Source organism: Lacinutrix salivirga, assembly GCF_053604675.1.
In genome coordinates this window covers 1-22,227 of sequence record NZ_JBSHNP010000082.1, presented here as the reverse complement: position 1 = coordinate 22,227, position 22,227 = coordinate 1, and the positions used below count along the sequence as shown (strand labels likewise).

Below are 22,227 nucleotides of genomic sequence, written 5' to 3'. Positions count from 1 at the left end.
TTTAATTATTACTTAATAATTATCTTTTTATTTAATGTTTGGTTTTTACTGGTTTTAATGTTTACAAAGTATAGTCCTGTACTTAATTTTTTAAGCACCAAACCATTGCTTAACATATCATTATCTATGTCATTATAAATAATTACAACTTGACCTAGCATATTTGTTAGTGATACATTTTTAACTTCACTATTTGTAATATTCGCATACAAAGTGTTGTTTTTAGTATTGAAAAACACCGAATTTATATCTGCATTAAATTCCTGGTTACTCAACAAGTCTGAAGTTTCAAACACAATATCAAAACGGTCTGGAAACTCACCAGCTTCTGATGTAAAATTATAAGTCTGGTCGGTTGTTAAATCAAAATAGGTGTTTGTAAAGTTATCTTTTAGGTAAACCTCTTGATTGTCTAAATTGTCTAAATCTGAAGCTTTAATACTAAAACTTACTGCGCCATCTGCTACAAAAAACAGATCGACTACTTTATCACTTTCAATATCTGAATAGGCTTGGATTACGGTTTTATTACTTGCTAATGGCAATAATAAATCGTTAGGCATCATGTTTTCTGTTAGTCTGGCATCGTAGCCATAATCAAAAGCATCGCTAGTTTGGTTATGAAATCCTAACACTAATTCTCTGGTTAACTCTTGTGAAGTTTTAAACTCAAGTTTTAGCTTTTTGAATTGAAGTTCGGATGTTTCTGTTGTATTGACATTTTCAGCTGAAGCTTCTGCGTTTCTAAAAAATATAGATTCTCCATTAGCTTCTTTTTTAAATATACGTTGTGCATTATTAAACTCTATATCACCATCGTTAGCGATTTCTACCATAAACCCTTGCGCTACAGGAATAAATTGCGTTGGTGTTTTTGTTCCATCTTGAGAGCCATTATTTGCGCCATCTAAACCAACAAATTGGTAGGCTCTTACTTTTCCTAGTTTATTTAAAGTAGCGTAGCCACCTTCGTACTCGTTTAAAATATGAGTATTTCCTGCCCACTGTTCCCATAAATAAATGGCACCTCCAATAGTACCAATATTATCGTCTATAAATTGGTGTGCATTAATAGCAGAAGGATAAGGATTTCCTGTTAAGAACTCTGTTTTTGAAGTTCCACCAACAGAACCTGGACCACCAATATCTGTGGCAGGAATTAAAATAGTTCCATTATTGGGTTTACCATCAAAAACATATTGAAACTCGCTTGCACCAACTCCTGTTCCTTTTTGCGACCAGCCAATTCCTGGTGATACATCATCTGTTACTAATAACTTATCCCAATGGTAGTAGCTTACTCCACTATTATAGGTATATAACCAACGTGTGCTTATTGTAGCTGGTGTTGTTGCTGGAGGATTATGGCTGCTTGTAAATTGAATATTGCCATTAGCGTCTTTTAATGTATTTAATTTAAAAGCTGTATTGTTATCGTTATTGTAAGCGGTGTTGTTATCTGTTAATAGGGTTACTTGTTTGGCTCCTACTGGAGAAGCCCAATAATTATATCTATACACATTGCTTAGACCTTCTTGGCGTCTAAGTATTTTACCTTCAGCAGAAGTTACTAAATCACTATGTATGCCTTGTACTAATTGAGAGTCGTTTTGTAAATCTAAAGTACCGTTTAACTCTAAGTACCAAGTGTTATTTTCTTGATTATCAGCATTTATCCTTAAATATTTATCACTATCAATAAACAAACCAAGATTTGTTGGAGAATGAGAAGCAACCACATTATCTTTAATATGTATAATGCTCCAGTTTTTATTATTTGCAACATCTTCAATATCCCAAACGTTACCATGTAACCAAGTAGATTCTTCTGTCCAATTTCCATTAGATACAGACTCATAAGGCATTGGAGCTGTTTGAGGTTGTATGGATGTAATGTTTTTTAAGTGTCCAGTATTATTATTGTTAGAATAATCTTCTATAGTTGAGTTAACTATATTAGTCATTGGGTAATACCCTTCTAAATTACTCCAAGGAATTTTTATATTAGAGGTTAAATCTTCTACATCTTTTGGTATTATACTTCCTCTTACATTTCCGTTGTTGTTTTCAATCTCTTGATATACCATTTGCTGTATTTGTTCGTCAGTCATGTTTTTATTAAACACTCTAACTTCGTCTATAGAACCGTGAAAATAAGAGTTTCCAAAACGCTCATAACGCCCAATTGCAAAATTAGGATTGGTATTAGATGCTGTAGTAGATAATGCAGAGCCTGAGTTTAGGTAAGTTACTTGATCTACTGGAGCGCCATCTACATAAAGTTTTATAGATTTGGTTGCACCTATAAAAGACAGAGTAACATGGTGCCATTCGTTCCTAGGTAATTGATAAGTGCTACTTAAGGCATAAGATGTGCCAGAATTATTAGTAATTACATAGCCTTGAATTCTACGGTTAGAGTCCACCCAAATTCTAAACATATTTTGTCCAACAACATTTCCTGAGTGCGAAAAACTAGCATCTAATTTGATCCAAGCACTTAAAGTGCCTTCACGCCATCCACTCATTTGTAAATCTGGTACATTAATATAATCATCTACACCATCAAAATCTATTGTTGCAGATGGATAAAACACATCTAAATCGTCTCTATAATCTAAATCTCCTCCTAAAGTTAAATCAGAATCAGTATCTGGTAAAACAGATAAATCTGTTGGATCATCAATCTCATCATTAACATCAAAAGGATCGCTTGCATTAGCACCTTCAAAGAGTAGGTCTAACCCATCGTTATCTGAATCTGAGAAAGTAATAATAGCGTTTGCCATTCCATTTTCTTCTATATCTGGAATACCATCAGAATCCGTATCTAAATCTAAATAATCCGAAATTCCGTCTTGGTCTGTATCTTCTAAAGTGCTAAATCCAGAACCAAAGGCATCGTCCAATCCATCATTATTGGCATCGTTTATTGTTGTTCCTATTCCACTTGGAGAGATATAACCTATTGTTGGTTGTGCTTCTACATTATCTGGTATTCCATCATTATCACTATCTATATCATATTCATTAGAAACAGTATCATTATCTGGATCACAGGCCACTTTTACTCGATTGAAAAAAATACGATTTAAATTTCCTGTGTTTGTACCTGTTACTCCAAAAAGTAGTCTTTTTGAAGAAAAAGAATTATATATTAAAGAGATTGAATAATCACTATTTGCAGAAGACTCTGAGCCATTATTAAAATCAGTACCTAATTTTTGATACTGTGTGCTTGGTCCTCCTCCATTAACAAATTCTACTGGGTAAATTTCATCTCCCATTCGTATTTGATCTGGAGCATCAGATAGTTGATATCCTGCCATGTCTGAAAATTGGCCTGAGCCAGAATCTAAATCCGGAAGGATTAAAGTCACATCGTTTAATGTTACTGCAGTTCCATTTGGAGTAGAAGCTGTTGCAGAACCAGAAGAAACTATTGAAAGATCATATAATACATAAGGATCTTCTGTAGCTCTAACACCTCTAAATCTTAAATTTTTAAATCCTCCACTTGTATAGACTTCTAATCTCCCTGTTGGCTTGTATAATTCTATTATTTCAATAACTACATCATAAGTTGTGCCTTGTAGCGAAATAGCATTTTCATCTACTAAATAATCACCAACTTGTAGGTTGGTTTCGTTACCTATTATTGCATTTAAATTACTTAAACCAATACTTGGGCACTCAGTAAAGTTTAATATTCCATCATTATCTATATCTAAATCACAAGCGTCACCTATAGAATCTCCATCTGTATCCACAAAATCCGGATTTTCTTCAAAACAAGAATTACATTCCGTTGACCTTTGGCTAGTATCAATACTCGAACCAATGCCTTGTCCACTATATGCAATTGTAGGAACTCCATTAGAATCTATTGAGCCTAATATTCTACTATTTGAATCTAAATTAGTATAACCTATTTGGCTGTATGGAGCATCTCCTTCTAAGGCATCTGGACACCCATCGTTATCACTATCTAAATCTAAATGGTCGTATATTCCATCATTATCTGTGTCTTGCACTCTACTGGCATCTATAAAAAAAGTAAAATCATCTATGTTAGAAAACGTAGCAGCAGTATCGTTAACCTGACCATAAACATAAAAACGAGCTGTGTAGCTTGTATTTGGTTTTAATTTTATATTAGGTACAGTCATATTATCAAAATTTGCATAAGAAGTACCATCGTCTGTATGAAAAACATCTGAAGATAATGTGGTCCATATTCCAGTAGAAGTTTCTGAAAATTGTGTTGCAGTATAAAAAGAATCTCCACTGCTTGGTATATACCAGCCAGAGCTTACATTTCGTAAAGTAATGTCTGATAATTCATTACTTGTTACAAAACTCATTTCTATATAGTCTCCATTGCTTAAAGCTTGTGCAAACGTATTTGAAGGAGTAGATGAGATTTCTATTTCATTATTAACAACGCTAAAAATCCCACTATTAAAACTTAATAATGATGTTGAAGAGATTGCCCAATCTGTAATTTTTGTATTATAAACCTCATCCATAGTAAGGTTTCCTGCTGGGAAATTTAAAGTCCACCTGAATTTACTTAATACATAATCAGATGATTCTGCACGATCTCGGATTCCATCATTATCATCGTCTAAATCGAGGTAATTATCATAGCTGTCGCTATCTGTGTTTTGTGCAAAAAGTAGCGGACAAACAAGTATGTAGGCAAATGCCAAGAGTAAATTTAGTTTCATAAGCAGGTCATTGATTTGGGGTCAATAGTCTATAATAGCTTAACAAAAGTAAGAGATAAAGGATTTCGGTCCAATGATTTTGAGTAATTTTCGTTGAGACACTAAATACTATCGATTAAATGCAATTAAATACGATGAAGTGTAAATTTTAACAATTCATTTTATTCAGCATTCAAGACTATAGAGAGGATTAAAAAGATTGAATAATTTTTATCAAAATAATAGTTAATTAACAAGCACAAGTAATTTAAAAAATATAAAACCTAAACACAGAAAATTATTTTTAAACAATTAAGGCCACCAAATCTTCAATTTTAGAAATTAATTGAATTTTTATAGCAGTAGTGTTAAGCGATATTTTATTGTACTTAGAAACGAAAATTGTTGAAAAGCCTAATTTTTCAGCTTCAAGAATGCGTTGCTCTACACGTTGTACTGGTCTTATTTCGCCAGATAAGCCTACCTCTGCTGCAAAACAGTAATTGTTTGGTAAAGCTTCGTCTTCATTAGAAGATAAAATGGCTGCAACCACAGCTAAATCTATTGCAGGATCATCTACACTAATCCCTCCAGTTATATTTAAAAACACATCTTTTGCACCTAATCTAAAACCAGCACGTTTTTCTAAAACGGCAAGCAACATATTTAAACGTTTGGCATTAAAACCTGTTGCACTACGTTGAGGTGTACCATAAACTGCAGTGCTTACTAATGCTTGTACTTCTATCATTAATGGACGCATTCCCTCTAATGTTGCTGCGATGGCATTACCAGAAAGCTCTTCGTCTTTTTTAGAAATTAAAATTTCGCTTGGATTGCTTACTTCTCGTAAACCTGATCCTTGCATCTCATAAATACCTAACTCATGAGTGGAACCAAATCTGTTTTTTTGAGCACGTAATATTCTAAATACATGGTTTCTATCGCCTTCAAACTGCAAGACTGTATCTACCATATGTTCTAATATTTTTGGTCCAGCTATATTTCCATCTTTAGTAATGTGGCCAATTAAAACCACTGGTGTATTGGTTTCTTTAGCAAATTTAATAAGCTCTGTTGTACATTCTTTTATTTGCGAGATGCTTCCGCTAGACGATTCAATATAATCACTATGTAAAGTTTGAATAGAATCTATAATTACAATATCTGGCTCTAACGTTTCAATTTGCTTAAAAATATTTTGCGTCTTTGTTTCGGTAAGTATATAGCAACTGTCGTTATTTGGGTTTATGCGTTCTGCACGCATTTTTATTTGTTTTTGGCTTTCTTCTCCAGAAACATAAAGCGTTTTATAAGGTAATTTTAGAGAAATCTGAAGCAGTAAAGTACTTTTTCCTATTCCTGGTTCACCTCCTAAAAGCGTTAATGATCCAGGTACAATTCCGCCACCTAAAACACGATTAAATTCTGCATCTAAAGTATCTAATCTTGCTTCTTTGGAAGCATCAATTTGTTTTATTGTTAACGGTTTAGAAATGCGTTTGGCAGAATTACTTGGAGTTTTCCAACTGCTTTTTTCGGGTTTTTGTACAAGCTCTTCTACAATGGTATTCCACTCTTTACAAGCTGTACATTGTCCTTGCCATTTTGCGTATTGTGAGCCACAATTTTGACAAAAAAAAGTTGTTTTTACTTTAGCCATATCCCTTTATTAAGCTTTTCAAAAAAAAGAAGAATTTAATTAATTATTTAAACGTTGAATTAAAAGCCAAAATCTGCTTTTATTTCTTCTGATTTTTCTAACACGTGGTCTTTTGTAATGCCACCAATTTCTTCGAGAATATAAGCAGATTGGTAGGTTTTCATTGCCTTTTTAGGTTCTCCTGTTTCTTCGTAAAAACGAGCTAAATAATAACTGCCCAATAAAGCGTCTGGGTATTCTTTTCGGGCTAGTTTTCCTAGCGCTTCAAAATAGTCCCATTTTTCTTTTTTATTTATTGCTGCTGCAATGGCTTTAAAGTCGTTAATTAAAATTTGTTTTTTTATACCAAAAAGGTCTTCTATTGTTTGATATTTTTCAGTTAAATAATCAACAGGAGAGCTTTCTAATTTAAGAATTGTTTCTTTATACTCCTTTTTACTTATTGGCTGAAACACTAAAAATGTACTCTCTAAAGCCTTTGGTAAGGCATGCGCAGGAAGTGTGTAGTGCGAAGGGCCTTCGAAATTATCAAATCCTTTTAATACATTTTTGTTTTCTTGTGCTGTTAGTGCATTATTTAACGCAATAGTTTCTTTTTTAATGCTTCCTACATCATTAGTGGTTGTTGCTAAATAGTAAAATGTTTTGGTTTGGATAGTGCTTAATCGCTCTGTTATATAAGATTTCATGTCTGGAGCAAAATCTGGACTTAATACAATATAAGATTGGAATAACGGGTTTTCTCTCAATAAATAATAGTTAATGAAATTGGCAGTACTACCATGGCCTACAGCTATTTTAAAATTTTCTGTTCTGTAATTTTTATTAATAAACGGAATTAATTCTTTGCCTATAAACTCAAAAAACTCTGCTCCACTATCTATTGGTAATGAGTTTTGAGGTGAATAGTTACAATCGTCTTCGCGTTTTCCAAATTGGTTAATACCAACGACTATGGATTCTGGCATGTCTTCCCAATACGAGTAATAATCTACAACACCTGCTACAGGCTCAAAAAGATAATCGCCATCAAAAACTACGAATATTGGGTATTTTTTATTGGTATTACTATCGTAACCTCTAGGTAATTGAATTTTAATTTGTCGTTCTTCGTTTAAAATAGAAGAGTTTATGACTTCGTACTTAGTTTGAGCACTTAGCAATTGAAATGTAACAACGAATAATAGGGTGTAGTAGATTTTTTTCATGAGATTTGAATTTTGTATTCGCAAGATAATTAATTAAGTGTAACCTTAAAAATATAGAGTTACTCTTGAGGTGTTTTATTTTTTCTGTTGAAAATAGGAAGGTAAAGTAACGACAAACCTCCTAAAATAATAATCATTGCTGTTTGAGAAGTCCACATTATCCAGCCAAAAGCACGACTTTGATCTTCTGGTAGATTAAATAATAAAAAAGCAATGACTATAGCTTCTGGATACGAACCAATCCCTCCATTTGTTGCTGCTATACTAAAGCTAGCTAAAATAAAGCCTATTAAAACTGCACCAAAAGGAATCCCGTCTAAACCCTGAATGGCAAAGGTGGTTACGTAAAACATAAGTACGTACATTCCCCAAATAAATAAGGTGTGCGCAATAAAGGCCCACTTTTTTTTCATTTTAAAAATACTTAGTGCACCTTCAATTAAACCGTTTACAAAAGTTTTAATTTTAATAGCTATTTTAGAGGTGCTTCTTTTTATGTAAAAAATAAAAAAAAGAGCAATTATTATTAGTATTCCTATACCTAAAATCAGTTTCATTGGATCAAATTTTTCAGATAAATAAGTATAGATAAATTCGAATTCTAAAAACAGTGTAATTGCAATAATTAGTAGCATCACTAATAGATCTGCAATACGCTCCGAAACTATGGTTCCGAAGCCTTTTTCGAAAGGAACTCCTTCGTAATTTGTAAGTATAGAAGCTCTTGCAACTTCTCCTGCTCTCGGAATTGTGTAATTAATTAAATAGGTTGCAAAAACAGCCATAATACTGTTTTGTAATTTTATTTTATAACCCAAAGGCTCTAACATAAATAGCCAACGATATGCTCTGGATAAGTGGCTTAATAAACCTAAAAAAACGCCAATTGCAATAAAGGAGTAGTCTGCAGTTTTAAAATAGCCTAATAACTCTTGAAAAGAGAGTTTAGATAGAGAATACCATATTAAAAAAACTCCCAAAAGCATTGGGAGTATAATTTTTAATATTTTTAATATGTTTTTGTTCAATACTTTATTTTAAAAGATTGTTCGCTTCATTAGGGAATACTAAAGAAGGTTTAAACACTTTAGCCTTTTCTATATCCATAAAGGCATAAGTAATTAAGATCAAAACATCGTCTTTAGCAACAAGTCTAGATGCTGCTCCATTTAAAGTTATTTCTCCAGAGTTTCTTGGTCCTGGAATAGCATAAGTTTCTAGGCGTGCGCCATTGTTATTATTAACAATTTGCACTTTTTCGCCTTGTATAATATTTGCAGCATCCATTAAATCTTCATCAATAGTTATACTACCAATATAGTTTAGATCTGCTCCTGTTACTTTTACTCTGTGTATTTTAGATTTTACTACTTGTATTTGCATGTGGCAAAGATAATTAATTTAGTGCGATATTGTCTATTAGTCTAATATCATCTGCATAAACTGCAATAAACGCACGATAGGTTTTTTTGTTAGATTTTCGTTTTACTGGTTTTAAGGTCTCAACATCTGCAATTAAAAAATATTCTAACTTTAATAAATTATGTTTTGCAAATTGTTTTTCAACCCATTCTGTAACTTTATTAGCACTTTCTGTGCCAAACTTTTGCTTTGCTTTTTGAAGTGTTTTATAAATAAAAGGAGCAACTTTTTTATACTCTGGTTTTAAACGCACATTTCTAGAGCTCATTGCTAATCCATTAGTTTCTCTATGTATTTTGCAGCCTATAATAGTTACTGGGATTTTATGTAACTGAACTAATTTTTTTATAATAGCTAGTTGTTGGAAGTCTTTTTCTCCAAAATAGGCAAAGTCTGGTTTAACAATTTCGAAAAGACGTCTAACAATGGTACCAACACCATTAAAATGACCATGCCTAAATTTGCCTTCCATTTCAAATTCTAAACCATCGAAAGTGAACTGTTCTGCAACTGTGTTTCCGTTATAGATGTCTTCTACGCTAGGTGCATAAACTACAATAGCGTCTTTAGATACTGTTTTTAAAAGTGTTACATCGTTATTTAGAGTTCTTGGGTAATTTTTTAAATCTTCGGCATTATCAAACTGTGTGGGATTTACAAAAACACTAACAATAACTATACTGTTTTGTGTAAATGCTTTGTTAATTAACGATAGATGGCCTTGGTGTAATGCTCCCATTGTTGGAACAAAACCAATGGAGTTGCCTTTGGACTTTAGTAGTTTTATATGGTCTTGAATTTCTTTTCTGTTATCAAAAACTATCATAATTAATAAAAAATTAACGCTTGCAAACTTAATATTTTACTCGCAAACTGCATAAATTTTTGTACTTTTGCGTGTTTTTATTTTTATTTTCTGAAATGCTTTTCTTTCAAAGCCTATTTTAGTTTGTAAAAATAGAGAACACAATATTAAAAAAATGATTATATGAAAGACAAGAGGATATTATATGTATCATCCGAAGTAGTGCCTTATTTGCCTGAAACTGAGATTTCTTCAATGAGTTTTGAAACTCCAAGAATGGTTAATCAACAAGGAGGTCAAATAAGAATTTTTATGCCTCGATATGGTAATATAAATGAAAGAAGACATCAATTACACGAAGTGATCCGTTTATCTGGTATTAATTTAGTAATTAATGATTTAGATATGCCTCTTATTATAAAAGTAGCCTCTATTCCTAAAGAAAGAATACAAGTATATTTTATAGATAACGATGAGTATTTTAAAAGAAAAGCGACATTAACAGATGAAGACGGAAAATTATTTCCTGATAACGACGAACGTGCAATATTTTTTGCTAAAGGAGTTATTGAAACTGTTAAAAAATTAAACTGGGCTCCAGATATTATTCACATTCATGGCTGGTTAGCAGCATTACTGCCGTTATACCTTAAAGAGTTTTATAAAGACGAACCATTATTTAACGAAAGTAAAATTGTGACCTCTGTGTACAATCAAAGCTTTGATGGAGCGTTAAATAAAGATATGGTTGGAAAAATAAAATTTGACAATATAGATTCTGATTCGGTTAAATTGTTAGAAGACCCAAGCTATAACAACGTTATGAAAGTTGCTATAAATTATTCTGATGCCTTAATAGTTGGCTCAGAAGATCTTCCTTCAGAATTAGAAAAACATCTAAAAGATTCTAAAAAACCTGTTTTAGATTATAAAGCAAAAGATGAATTTGCAGAAGCTTATACAGAATTTTACACTACAACCGTTTTAAGCTAATAATATAAAAATTTATGAAAAATATATTTAAAACCATAAGCGTTTTAACTCTAATTGTTTTTACAAGTATTGCTTGTGACAAAGATTTTACAAGCATTGAAAGTGATATAGAAGGCATTCAAAACTTCGAAGCTACTAGTGAGAAATTTCCTTTAGTAGCCTATACCAAGCGCTTAGGTCCAGTACAAACCAACAATTTATCTTCTAACTTATTAGGCGTTTATGATGATGCTTTTGGTGTAAGTGAATATAACATTGTTACTCAACTTGTGCCAACTAGCTTTAATCCAGATTTTGGAGATAACCCAGTAATAGAATCTGTAACACTTAATATTCCATACTACTCGAAATTAACAGATACAGATATAGAAGGGAATAATACTTATACATTAGATTCTATTTTTGGAGAAGGTCCGATAAAATTATCAATATATAAAAACAACTATTTTTTAAGAGATTTTGACCCAGATAGTGAACTAGGAGAAGCACAAAAATACTACTCTACAGAAGCCGTAGATTTTGCTAGTATTAATACTGAATTATTATACGAAAGTGGGACAGAAGGTTTTATACCAAGTCCATCAGAAACCCTTATCGAAGAAGTTAACGAAGATGGAGAAACAGTTGTGTTAAGTCGCATACCTCCAAGTTTACGTTTATCTCTAACTAATAATGATTTGGAGAACTCTATGTTTTGGGAAGATTTACTCCTTTTTGGTACAGACTCTCCAACGGAATTAAGCAATGTAAATAATTTTAAAGACTATTTTAGAGGTTTATATTTTAAAGTAGAAGCTATAAATGGCACAGGTACTGCAATGTTATTAGATTTTAATGCAGGAACACTAACTATAGACTACACCAATGATGAAGAAGCAGAAGAAGATTTTGAAGAAAGCCCAAATAGACCAAGTGAGTATGTTTTAAATCTTGCAGAAAATAGAATTAACTTATTCGATAATAACTTTACTATAAACGATGGCGATTCTCAAAATGGTGATGACCTTGTTTATATAAAAGGTACAGAAGGCTATTTAACAGTAATCGATTTATTTAACGGTATTAAACAAGACGAAAATGGAGCTAACATAGATGCCTATAATTATTTTGAAGATAACTATAAATCAGACACTGAAGATGGGCAACACAAAAGACTTATAAACGAAGCCTTTTTAGTAGTAAACATTAATCAAAATGATTTACAGCTTAATCCAGAGCAAGAATCAGATAGAGTTATGCTTTACGATTTAAAAAATAATAAACCAGTTGATGATTATTTTTTTGATAGATCTGAAAATACTACAAGCCCTATAAATTCAAAAATTATTCATTCTACAAGATTAACCAGAGACGATGATAATAATGGAATACAATATAAGATTCGCATAACAGAGCATCTAAATAATATATTAATTAGAGATTCAACCAATGCAAAACTTGGACTTTTAGTTTCTACAAACGTAAATAGAATTCAAAACGCTATGATAAAAGGCACAAACCCAGAAACTAACACAGTTACTGGAATTCCCGAAGGTGCTGTGATATCTCCAAAAGGAAATGTAATTTACGGAAGCACAGATAACGTGCCTGAAAATAAGCGTTTACAATTAGAAATTTTTTATACAGAACCTCAAAATTAGAAAAATATTATGTGTGGAATTGTAGGATATATTGGACCAAGAGACGCTTATTCAATAGTAATAGAAGGATTAAAGCGTTTAGAATATAGAGGTTACGATAGTGCTGGAATAGCAATATATGATGGAACAGACCTAAAACTCGCAAAAACAAAAGGTAAAGTTGCAGATCTTGAAGCGAAAATAAAAGAAGAAATCACTACAAACGGAAACGTAAGTATAGGACATACACGATGGGCTACTCACGGCGTTCCAAATGATGTGAATTCACACCCTCACTATTCAAACTCTGGAGACTTAGTTATAATACATAATGGTATTATAGAAAACTACGAATCTATTAAAATAGAACTTGTAAAAAGAGGTTACACTTTTAAATCAGATACAGACACTGAAGTGTTAATAAACCTTATAGAAGAAGTAAAGAAAAAACAAAATGTAAAATTAGGTAAAGCGGTACAATTAGCCTTAAATGAGGTTGTAGGAGCTTACGCTATTGCTGTTTTTGATAAAAATAAACCCAACGAAATTGTAGTAGCAAAATTAGGAAGCCCTTTAGCAATTGGTATTGGTGAAGACGAGTTTTTTATAGCTAGTGATGCCTCTCCTTTTATAGAATACACAAAAAATGCCATCTATTTAGAAGATGAAGAAATGGCCATTGTTAGAAAAAACAAAAAAATAAAAGTTAGAAAAATAAAGGACGATTCTCTAGTAACACCATTAATGCAAGAGCTTAAATTTAATTTAGAGCAAATAGAAAAAGGTGGTTACGAGCATTTTATGCTTAAAGAAATACATGAACAGCCAAGCGCAATAAAAGACACCTATAGAGGTCGCTTATTAGCAAAAGAAGGTATTATTAGAATGGCTGGAATTGACGATAATATTGAAAAATTTACCAATGCTAATCGTATAATTATTGTCGCCTGTGGTACCTCATGGCACGCAGGTTTAGTTGCAGAATATATTTTTGAAGATTTAGCAAGAATACCTGTAGAAGTAGAGTATGCCTCAGAATTTAGATACAGAAATCCTGTAATAACAAATAATGACGTAGTAATTGCTATTTCGCAATCTGGTGAAACAGCAGACACACTTGCAGCAATTAAATTAGCAAAAGCAAATGGTGCATTCGTATTTGGTGTATGTAATGTTGTAGGATCTACAATAGCTAGAGAAACGCACGCAGGAGCTTATACACATGCTGGACCAGAAATTGGAGTCGCATCAACTAAAGCATTCACAACACAAATAACAGTATTAACTTTAATAGCACTAAAATTAGGTAAAGCTAAAGGCGCAATTTCTAATACTGATTACCATTATCATTTACAAGAATTAGAATTAATACCAGGAAAAGTTGAAAAAGCATTAAAATCTGATGCACATATTAAAATGGTAGCAGATATTTATAAAGATTCTAAAAACTGTTTGTATTTAGGAAGAGGCTATAACTTCCCTGTAGCATTAGAAGGTGCATTAAAACTTAAAGAAATCTCTTATATTCATGCAGAAGGTTATCCAGCTGCAGAAATGAAACATGGTCCTATAGCATTAATTGACGAGCACATGCCAGTAATAGTCATTGCAATAAATAAAGGACATTATGAAAAAGTAGTAAGTAATATTGAAGAAATTAAATCTAGATCTGGTAAAATAATAGGTATAGTAACAGAAGGAGACACAAGTGTTAAAAAATTAGCAGACCATGTCATTGAAGTGCCAGAAACAATAGAATCGTTAACACCATTGTTAACCACTATACCACTTCAACTTTTATCATATCACATTGCAGTAATGTTAGAAAAAAATGTGGACCAACCAAGAAATTTAGCAAAATCAGTTACTGTAGAATAATAACACATTTTAAAACTTTTAAAAAAGAGCCTAATTAGGCTCTTTTTTTTTAACTATAGCCTAAATACACAAGCAAAATTTGTTAAAACCCTATTATGCACGCATAATTTTTTTAACGTTTTTTTAAAGATTTACTTAAAAAACGTATATTGGTGACAAATAATTTAACTAAAACTAAAAAATGAAAACAATTCTTTCAAGTTTATTGTTGCTTTGTTGCGTCCTAACCTACTCACAAACAACGATTTCAGGAACTGTCTTAGACAATTCCAACCAACCTATACCAGGAGCCAATGTCATTGTCGTTGGTACATCCACAGGAACAGCAAGTGATTTTGATGGAAATTTCTCTCTTGTTGTAGATCAAAACCCACCATTTACTGTTCAAGCAAGTAGTGTTGGTTTTACAACCTTAGATATTGAGGTTACTTCAAACAATCAAACGCTAAATTTTGTGTTAGAAGAAGGAACTTCTTTAGACGAAGTAGTGATTTCAGCATCAAGAACTCCTGAACGTATTTTTGAGTCTCCCGTTACAGTAGAACGTTTTGGATTAAAAGAAATTAAAAACACAACATCAGCCGATTTTTATGGAGGTTTAGAAAATTTGAAAGGTGTAGATGTAAATACTAACAGTTTAACATTTAAGTCTGTTAACACACGTGGTTTCGCAACATTTGCTAACACACGTTTTATGCAATTAGTAGATGGAATGGACAATTCTACACCAGCATTAAATTTCCCGATTGGAAATTTAGTAGGTATGACTGAGACAGACGTACTTAGTGTAGAGTTATTACCTGGAGCTTCTTCTGCTTTATATGGAGCAAATGCCTTTAACGGAATACTCTTTATGAGAAGTAAAAACCCATTTGATCATACAGGAATTAGTGCTTCATTTAAAAGAGGGATTACCTCTCAAGAATCTGCAGGCGATAATCCTTACACAGATCTAAGTGTAAGAATGGCTCATAAATTTACAGATAAGCTTGCGGCAAAAGTTAATTTTGGATACTTAAAAGGTACCGATTGGGCTGCAACCAGCGAAGTTGATAAAATAGACCCAAGAAGAACTCGAGCAAATACTAATTATGATGGAATTAACGTCTATGGAGATGAGGTTTCTACAAACATAAGATCTGCATCTGGTTTAGGAATAATACCAGACGTAGTAGTAAGTAGAACTGGTTATAACGAACGTGATTTAACAAACTATAACGCTGAAAGTATTAAAGCAGATTGGGGATTATACTATCGTCCAATAGAAGGTAGTAACTTTGAGTTGTCTTATGTTGGTAAAGTAGGAACAGGATCAACAATCTATCAAGGAACAAATAGATATAACATCGATAATTTTTTCCAACAACAACATAAGTTGGAAGTTAAAAACGACAATTATTTTGTAAGAGTTTATGAAGTTTCTGATAAAGCAGGAGATTCTTACGATATGGTATTTACAGGTATAAATATAAATAGAGCTTGGAAAAGTGACGAAGATTGGTTTGGCGAGTATATTGCAACCTACGCAGGAATTGAATTATCAGGTAACCCTTTAGGTTTAACAGATGACCAAAAACATGCAGCAGCTAGAGCACAAGCAGATACAGGAAGATTTTTACCAGGATCGTCTCAATTTGAATCTGCATTTAATAGAAGCATAAATGACCCAGATTTATCTACAGGTTCTAAGTTTCAAGATGCATCAAAATATATTCATAGTGATGCAAACTACAATTTTGGCGATTTAATTGATTTTGCTGAAATCCAAGTTGGTGGATCTTTTAGAAGATACGCATTGAACTCAGGAGGAACAATATATACAGATGCAGATGGTATAATAAATTATTCAGAATTTGGAGTATATGCTCAAGCTCAAAAGGATTTTGATTTAAATGAAGACATGGAGTTAAAATTAACAGCTTCTGGTCGTTATGACAAATCAGAATTATTCGATGGGTTCTTTTCTCCTAGACTATCAGCAGGTTTAACATTAAACAGAGATCATAATATTAGAGCTTCTGTGCAAACAGGTTTTAGAAACCCAACAACACAAGATTTGTTTATTGGTTTAGATGCTGGTAGAGCTATATTAGTAGGTTCTGCAGAAAGTAACTTAGATAGATATGTTAGAACATTCCCTGTAAGTGTAGAAGGGCAAAGTTTACCAGGAGTTAATCCAACTGTAACACAAACAGGAGCAGTTGCATATAATAACTCTTATTCTGCAAGTTCTGTACAAGCATTTGCTGAAGCTGGTAATCCTGCTTTATTAAGAGTAGCAAATCCAGATATTATTAAGCCAGAGCAAGTAACATCTATGGAAGTAGGTTATAGAGGAAAGTATGGAAAATTAATTGTTGACTTTAGCACATATTATAACAAATATCAAGATTTTATTTCTCAAGAAGTGGTTATTTCTCCTTATTACGGAACTGTTGGAGATCCTAATGGATTAGCTATAGCTGCAGTAGCAAATGGCGATTTCCAAGCCTATAGTGCCTATACAAATTCTGAAGCAGATGTAAACTCCTATGGAGCATCTATTGGATTATCGACTAAAGTATTAGGAGGTTTTGATTTAGGAGGAAGTTATACTTTTACAAAACAGGATTTTGACCAAGCATCTAATCCAGATTTTCAAACAAACTTTAATACACCAGAACATAAATTTAAAGCTTCTTTTGGTCATACAGAAGTTGTTAAAAACTTAGGGTTTAATGTTTCGTATAGATTTAGTGACGATTATTTTTGGGAAGCAACTTTTGGAAACGGAATAGTACCAGAATTCCATGTAGTAGATGCACAAGTAAATTATAAAATCCCTAGTTTAAAATCAATAGTTAAAGTAGGAGCTACAAACCTTACAGGAAGCGAGTATTTTACAGCATTTGGAACTGGTTTTATAGGCTCAATGTATTATGCTTCAATAACAATTAACAACTTATAATAATGAAAACGATAAAAAATATAAAATATATAGGGCTTCTTGCACTTGCTATAAGTTTTACGGCATGTAATGATGAAGAAGATTTCGAACAATTTTTAGATCAGCCACCTGTGGCAGAAGTGCCTTTACCAGCATTAACTACTGGGTCCTTAGACTTTTCCAACTATGTGTCTTTAGGTGCATCATTTACTGCAGGATTTACAGATGGTGCATTATTTATTGCAGCACAAGAGAACTCTTTTCCTAACACATTATCTAAGCAATTTGCAAATGCTGGAGGAGGAACATTTACACAGCCATTAATGAATGATAATATTGGTGGTTTAGTTTTTGGAAACACAGTAATAACAAACCCTAGATTCTTTTTTAATGGAACAGGCCCTCAATTATTACCTGCAACTCCAACAACAGATGTTACAGTTAGCCTAGCAGCAGATGGTAGTGTTTTTAATAACGTAGGAGTTCCTGGAGCAAAGAGCATTCATATAGATTTTAATGGCTATGCCACTGCTAACCCTTATTTTGGAAGAATGGCTAATTCGCCAACAATTTCTATGTTAGAATATGCAATAGAACGTAATCCAACATTTTTCACACTTTCTGAAATTGGAGGGAACGATGTTTTAGGCTATGCTACCTCAGGAGGAGATGGCTCTAATGCTATTACACCAACAGCTACCTTTGATGCTGTATTTACAGATATGGTAAGCCAATTAACAGCTGTAAGTCCTGATGGAGTTGTAACCAATGTACCTTATATTACAGATTTACCACATTTTACAACTGTACCTCATAATCCATTAGACCCTTCAAATCCAGACTTTGGACCTCAAATCCCATTATTAAACTCAATTTTTGGAGCTTTAAACCCAATATTTACTGCAGTAGATCCTAGTAGAGCAATTATTTTCTCAGAAACTGAGGCAAGTGCAGTAGTTATAAAAGACGAAAGTTTAGCAGATATTTCAGCTATAATTATAGCGCAATTAAATGCTAGTCCAACATTTCCTGCATTTATTGCACAATTTGGACTACCTCCACAAGCTGCACCATTAGTAGCAAATTTATTAGGTACAACTTATGGTCAAACAAGACAAGCAACTCCAGACGATTTACTAGTATTACCTAGTTCTTCAATTATTGGAACTGTGAACACTACTAATGTTGGAATATTAATGGCACAAGGCTTACCACAAGCTTTAGCTGCACAGTTTTCTGTAGAAGGTGTTAGTTTACCACTTGAAGATAAGTGGGTTTTATTACCAACAGAACAAATAGAAATTAAAACAGCCACTGATGCTTATAATGCTACAATAGCAAGTGTTGCAAGTTCTAACGGATTAGCCTTAGTAGATTTAAATTCAATTTTAAGCGAAGCTTCTACAACAGGTGTAGTTTTTGATGATTATAATTTAACTACAGACTTAGTTACTGGTGGATTAGTTAGTTTAGATGGTATTCATTTAACAGCTAGGGGCTATGCATTAATGGCAAATAAATTTTTAGAAGCAATAGATGCAACTTATGGTTCTAATTTTGTGGCATCAGGTAATGTTGCAAAAGCAGAAGATTTTCCAACCAATTACTCGCCAACGCTTCAATAGTACACATATTTAATTTTTTTTAAATGCCTTCTTTTTATGTTTTTTAAAGAAGGCATTTTTTTGCTTAAAAAAACCAATAAAATAAATACGAACATTTAAATTAAAACCACTATATTTGCACGCGAAAACAGAAGATGTTTTTTTTAATTATATACCATAATATTAAACACATAAGTAATGTCAAAAGTTACAGGTAAAGTTGCACAAATTGTAGGTCCAGTTATCGATGTTGAATTCGGAGCAGGCGCTGAACTTCCAAAAATTTACGATTCATTAGAAATTAATAAAACTGATGGTTCAAAACTTGTATTAGAAGTACAATCACATATTGGCGAAAACACAGTTCGTACTATTGCTATGGATTCCTCAGACGGTTTAAGTAGAGGAACAGAAGTTAATGCTACAGGTGCTCCAATACAAATGCCAATAGGTGGAGATGTTTACGGGCGTTTATTTAATGTTATTGGTGATGCGATTGATGGATTGGGTGATTTACCAAAGGCAGGAGATGCAGGACTTCCAATACACAGAAACGCACCAAAATTTGAGGATTTATCAACTTCTACAGAGGTTTTATATACAGGTATAAAAGTAATCGATTTAATTGAACCTTATGCAAAAGGTGGAAAAATTGGATTATTTGGAGGTGCTGGAGTAGGTAAAACAGTATTAATTCAAGAGTTAATTAACAATATTGCAAAAGGACACGGAGGACTTTCTGTATTCGCAGGAGTAGGTGAAAGAACACGTGAAGGAAACGATTTACTTCGTGAGATGTTAGAGTCAGGAATTATTAAATATGGTGATGACTTTATGCATTCTATGGAAGAAGGCGGTTGGGATCTTCAAAAAGTGGACAAAAATATAATGAAAGAGTCTAAAGCGACTTTTGTATTCGGACAAATGAATGAGCCACCAGGAGCACGTGCACGTGTAGCCTTATCTGGTTTAACAATTGCTGAATACTTTAGAGATGGTGCAGGAGATGGACAAGGAAAAGATGTATTATTTTTTGTAGATAATATCTTCCGTTTTACTCAAGCTGGTTCAGAGGTATCTGCATTACTTGGTCGTATGCCATCTGCAGTAGGTTATCAACCTACTTTAGCTACAGAAATGGGAGCAATGCAAGAACGTATTACTTCAACAAAAAAAGGATCTATTACATCTGTACAAGCAGTTTATGTACCTGCGGATGATTTAACAGATCCAGCACCAGCAACAACCTTTGCTCACTTAGATGCAACAACAGTATTATCTCGTAAAATTGCTGAGCTTGGTATTTACCCAGCGGTAGATCCATTAGATTCTACATCGAGAATTTTAACAGCAGATATTTTAGGTGATGAACACTATAATTGTGCACAACGTGTAAAAGAGTTATTACAACGCTATAAAGAATTACAAGATATTATTGCTATCCTTGGTATGGAAGAATTATCTGAAGAAGATAAAATGGCTGTAGGTAGAGCAAGACGAGTACAACGTTTCTTATCTCAGCCTTTCCATGTAGCTGAGCAATTTACAGGACTTAAAGGTGTTTTAGTAGATATTAAAGAGACTATTAAAGGTTTTAATATGATTATGGATGGTGAATTAGATCACTTACCAGAAGCCGCCTTTAACCTTAAAGGAACAATTGAAGAAGCTATAGAAGCTGGAGAGAAAATGTTAGCTGAAGCGTAAATCAGTAAGCAGTACGTAGTCTTCAGTCCTCAGTGTGACTGTAAACTGTAAACTGCAAACTGTAAACTAAAAGATTATGTATTTAGAAATTGTATCACCAGAAGCAAAACTATTTAGTTCAGAGGTTGATTCTGTAACTGTACCTGGCGTTAATGGCGAGTTTGAAATGTTAAATAATCACGCACCAATTGTATCTCTTTTAAAAGAAGGAACAATTAAGATTAACACGCATTCTCAAAGCCATTTAGTACTAGATGATTTACATGGTAACATAGTTCCTCATAATGACGATAAAAAAGTACTAACACTTAAAATAAACTCTGGTACACTAGAGATGAAGGACAACAAAGTAATAATATTAGCAGACTAGTTAATACTCAAATTGAGTCGTCCTAAAATAGGTTGACAGTTTTTAAAAAATAAATTAAACCAGAGAAGTTAACTTCTCTGGTTTTTTGTTATGTATAAAATTAGGTGTTTTCATGTTAAGATTCAAATGTGGTCTTTTGTTGTTATAAGTTTCTATTGATTCTTTTATTAATTGATTTAGTTCTATACCATTACTGCATTTGTAAATTAAAAACTCTTGTTTTAGTATTCCATTAATACGTTCTGCTAAAGCATTTTGATAACAGTCATAACCATCAGTCATAGATGGCTTTACATTGTTTTTAATTAGTGCTTTTTGATAAATAGTAGAACAATATTGTAATCCACGATCTGAATGATGAATTAGTTCTTTATTGCTAGTCCTTTGTTTTACTGCCATTTTAAATGCTTTGACAACGTTTTCTGCAGCCATATCATCACTTAATTTATAACCTACTATTTTTCTGCTATATGCATCAGTTACAAGAGATAGATAGTGTGTTCTTTCTCTACTTTTTACATAAGTAATATCGCTAACAAAAACATGTTCTGGTCTTTCTGGAACTAATTCTTTTAAAAGATTAGGGTGTTTTTTTAACCAATGTTTTGAGTGTGTAGTTTTGGTATAACTTCTCTTAGGTTTTATTAGTAAATGTTCACTTTTTAGATAAGCAAATAAGGCATCTCTCCCTATTTTTATCTGTCGTTTATCGAAGTCTTCTTTTAAAAGATAGTAAAGCTTTCTGGTTCCTATTCTTGGCATTTCTCTTCTAATAGAAACTACTAAAGGTTTTATTTGAGATAAGACTTTAGCACGAGCTTCTTTACGCTTTACACTTTGATAAACAGCTTGTCTGCTTATTCCTAACAATCTACAAGTACGAGATAAATTTATCTCTTTATCTTGTTGGATGATTTGGATTGTTGGGATAAAAGCTTTTTTCTAATTGAGGTTCCAAAGCGCTCATCTGACACGTCTATCATAGTATTTAGAAGGAGATTTCTTAACTTTTCATCTTCTAGTTCTCGTTCTAAACGTTTTATTTTTTGAGCTGGTGTTTCTTTAGAGTTTGGCATAAGATGTAAATTTGGTTTACTCCAATCTAATGTACCATATTTTCTTAACCATACCAAAACAGTACTTCTACCTTGAATTCCGTAAACTCTTTGGATTTGTTTATAGGTGTAATTGCCTTTTTCCACCTCTGATACAAGGGCTAATTTAAAGCCTAAATTATAATCGCGTTGGGTACGTTTTACTCTTTTGGTTTCTTTGTTTTTCATAATAAGTCGATTTTGTGTCAACTTATTTCAGGACGTGACA

14 protein-coding genes are annotated in these 22,227 nt (G+C 32.7%); 7 read left to right on the top strand and 7 right to left on the bottom strand.

From position 1 onward, the window contains the following. Positions 1-8: 8 nt before the first annotated feature. The 6 genes from ACVC5O_RS03220 to panC all read right to left on the bottom strand — a co-directional run bounded on the left by ACVC5O_RS03220 (position 9) and on the right by panC (position 9,828). Positions 9-4,730: a LamG-like jellyroll fold domain-containing protein gene (locus tag ACVC5O_RS03220; RefSeq protein WP_452220021.1), complete on the bottom strand. Its 4,722-nt coding sequence runs from the start codon at positions 4,728-4,730 to the stop codon at positions 9-11. 283 nt (positions 4,731-5,013) lie between these two features. Continuing rightward, the gene (gene radA, locus ACVC5O_RS03215; RefSeq protein WP_452220020.1) at positions 5,014-6,372 is read right to left on the bottom strand and encodes a DNA repair protein RadA; all 1,359 of its coding nucleotides are present in this window, start codon (positions 6,370-6,372) and stop codon (positions 5,014-5,016) included. A 59-nt stretch (positions 6,373-6,431) separates the two neighbouring features. After that, the gene (locus ACVC5O_RS03210; RefSeq protein WP_452220019.1) at positions 6,432-7,580 is read right to left on the bottom strand and encodes an alpha/beta hydrolase; all 1,149 of its coding nucleotides are present in this window, start codon (positions 7,578-7,580) and stop codon (positions 6,432-6,434) included. Positions 7,581-7,639: 59 nt separating this feature from the next. After that, positions 7,640-8,608 carry a lysylphosphatidylglycerol synthase transmembrane domain-containing protein gene (locus ACVC5O_RS03205; RefSeq protein ID WP_452220018.1) on the bottom strand — a complete coding sequence of 323 codons (969 nt, stop codon included), beginning with the start codon at positions 8,606-8,608 and terminating at the stop codon, positions 7,640-7,642. Between the two features lie 4 nt (positions 8,609-8,612). Continuing rightward, positions 8,613-8,963 carry an aspartate 1-decarboxylase gene (panD, locus tag ACVC5O_RS03200; RefSeq protein ID WP_452220017.1) on the bottom strand — a complete coding sequence of 117 codons (351 nt, stop codon included), beginning with the start codon at positions 8,961-8,963 and terminating at the stop codon, positions 8,613-8,615. A 13-nt stretch (positions 8,964-8,976) separates the two neighbouring features. Beyond that, a complete protein-coding gene (panC, locus tag ACVC5O_RS03195; RefSeq protein ID WP_452220016.1) occupies positions 8,977-9,828 on the bottom strand; it encodes a pantoate--beta-alanine ligase in 852 nt (283 codons plus the stop codon). A gap of 162 nt (positions 9,829-9,990) precedes the next feature. Here panC and ACVC5O_RS03190 point away from each other — a divergent pair, with 162 nt between their 5' ends. The 7 genes from ACVC5O_RS03190 (at position 9,991) to ACVC5O_RS03160 (ending at position 20,904) form a co-directional block, all read left to right on the top strand. Continuing rightward, the gene (locus tag ACVC5O_RS03190; RefSeq protein WP_452220015.1) at positions 9,991-10,800 is read left to right on the top strand and encodes a glycogen/starch synthase; all 810 of its coding nucleotides are present in this window, start codon (positions 9,991-9,993) and stop codon (positions 10,798-10,800) included. 14 nt (positions 10,801-10,814) lie between these two features. Beyond that, positions 10,815-12,440 carry a DUF4270 domain-containing protein gene (locus tag ACVC5O_RS03185; protein WP_452220014.1) on the top strand — a complete coding sequence of 542 codons (1,626 nt, stop codon included), beginning with the start codon at positions 10,815-10,817 and terminating at the stop codon, positions 12,438-12,440. A gap of 9 nt (positions 12,441-12,449) precedes the next feature. After that, a complete protein-coding gene (glmS, locus tag ACVC5O_RS03180) occupies positions 12,450-14,297 on the top strand; it encodes a glutamine--fructose-6-phosphate transaminase (isomerizing) (RefSeq protein WP_452220013.1) in 1,848 nt (615 codons plus the stop codon). A gap of 181 nt (positions 14,298-14,478) precedes the next feature. Then, a complete protein-coding gene (locus ACVC5O_RS03175; protein ID WP_452220012.1) occupies positions 14,479-17,244 on the top strand; it encodes a TonB-dependent receptor in 2,766 nt (921 codons plus the stop codon). Between the two features lie 2 nt (positions 17,245-17,246). Continuing rightward, a complete protein-coding gene (locus ACVC5O_RS03170; RefSeq protein WP_452220011.1) occupies positions 17,247-18,848 on the top strand; it encodes an SGNH/GDSL hydrolase family protein in 1,602 nt (533 codons plus the stop codon). Between the two features lie 177 nt (positions 18,849-19,025). Continuing rightward, positions 19,026-20,534: a F0F1 ATP synthase subunit beta gene (gene atpD, locus ACVC5O_RS03165; RefSeq protein WP_452220010.1), complete on the top strand. Its 1,509-nt coding sequence runs from the start codon at positions 19,026-19,028 to the stop codon at positions 20,532-20,534. A 76-nt stretch (positions 20,535-20,610) separates the two neighbouring features. Next, positions 20,611-20,904: a F0F1 ATP synthase subunit epsilon gene (locus tag ACVC5O_RS03160; RefSeq protein ID WP_452220009.1), complete on the top strand. Its 294-nt coding sequence runs from the start codon at positions 20,611-20,613 to the stop codon at positions 20,902-20,904. Positions 20,905-20,958: 54 nt separating this feature from the next. Here ACVC5O_RS03160 and ACVC5O_RS03155 read toward each other — a convergent pair. Beyond that, a protein-coding gene (locus ACVC5O_RS03155; RefSeq protein WP_452220008.1) for an IS3 family transposase occupies positions 20,959-22,187 on the bottom strand; the annotation gives its coding sequence in 2 pieces (ribosomal slippage) (positions 20,959-21,830 and positions 21,830-22,187; 1,230 coding nt in all). Between the last annotated feature and the right edge of the window lie 40 nt (positions 22,188-22,227).

What these genes read in the sequence shown, in the direction of transcription:
- ACVC5O_RS03220 (WP_452220021.1), bottom strand. Translation starts at nt 4,730, where the DNA reads ATGAAACTAAATTTACTCTTGGCATTTGCCTACATACTTGTTTGTCCG.
- radA (WP_452220020.1), bottom strand. Translation starts at nt 6,372, where the DNA reads ATGGCTAAAGTAAAAACAACTTTTTTTTGTCAAAATTGTGGCTCACAA.
- ACVC5O_RS03210 (WP_452220019.1), bottom strand. Translation starts at nt 7,580, where the DNA reads ATGAAAAAAATCTACTACACCCTATTATTCGTTGTTACATTTCAATTG.
- panD (WP_452220017.1), bottom strand. Translation starts at nt 8,963, where the DNA reads ATGCAAATACAAGTAGTAAAATCTAAAATACACAGAGTAAAAGTAACA.
- panC (WP_452220016.1), bottom strand. Translation starts at nt 9,828, where the DNA reads ATGATAGTTTTTGATAACAGAAAAGAAATTCAAGACCATATAAAACTA.
- ACVC5O_RS03190 (WP_452220015.1), top strand. Translation starts at nt 9,991, where the DNA reads ATGAAAGACAAGAGGATATTATATGTATCATCCGAAGTAGTGCCTTAT.
- ACVC5O_RS03185 (WP_452220014.1), top strand. Translation starts at nt 10,815, where the DNA reads ATGAAAAATATATTTAAAACCATAAGCGTTTTAACTCTAATTGTTTTT.
- glmS (WP_452220013.1), top strand. Translation starts at nt 12,450, where the DNA reads ATGTGTGGAATTGTAGGATATATTGGACCAAGAGACGCTTATTCAATA.
- ACVC5O_RS03175 (WP_452220012.1), top strand. Translation starts at nt 14,479, where the DNA reads ATGAAAACAATTCTTTCAAGTTTATTGTTGCTTTGTTGCGTCCTAACC.
- ACVC5O_RS03170 (WP_452220011.1), top strand. Translation starts at nt 17,247, where the DNA reads ATGAAAACGATAAAAAATATAAAATATATAGGGCTTCTTGCACTTGCT.
- atpD (WP_452220010.1), top strand. Translation starts at nt 19,026, where the DNA reads ATGTCAAAAGTTACAGGTAAAGTTGCACAAATTGTAGGTCCAGTTATC.
- ACVC5O_RS03160 (WP_452220009.1), top strand. Translation starts at nt 20,611, where the DNA reads ATGTATTTAGAAATTGTATCACCAGAAGCAAAACTATTTAGTTCAGAG.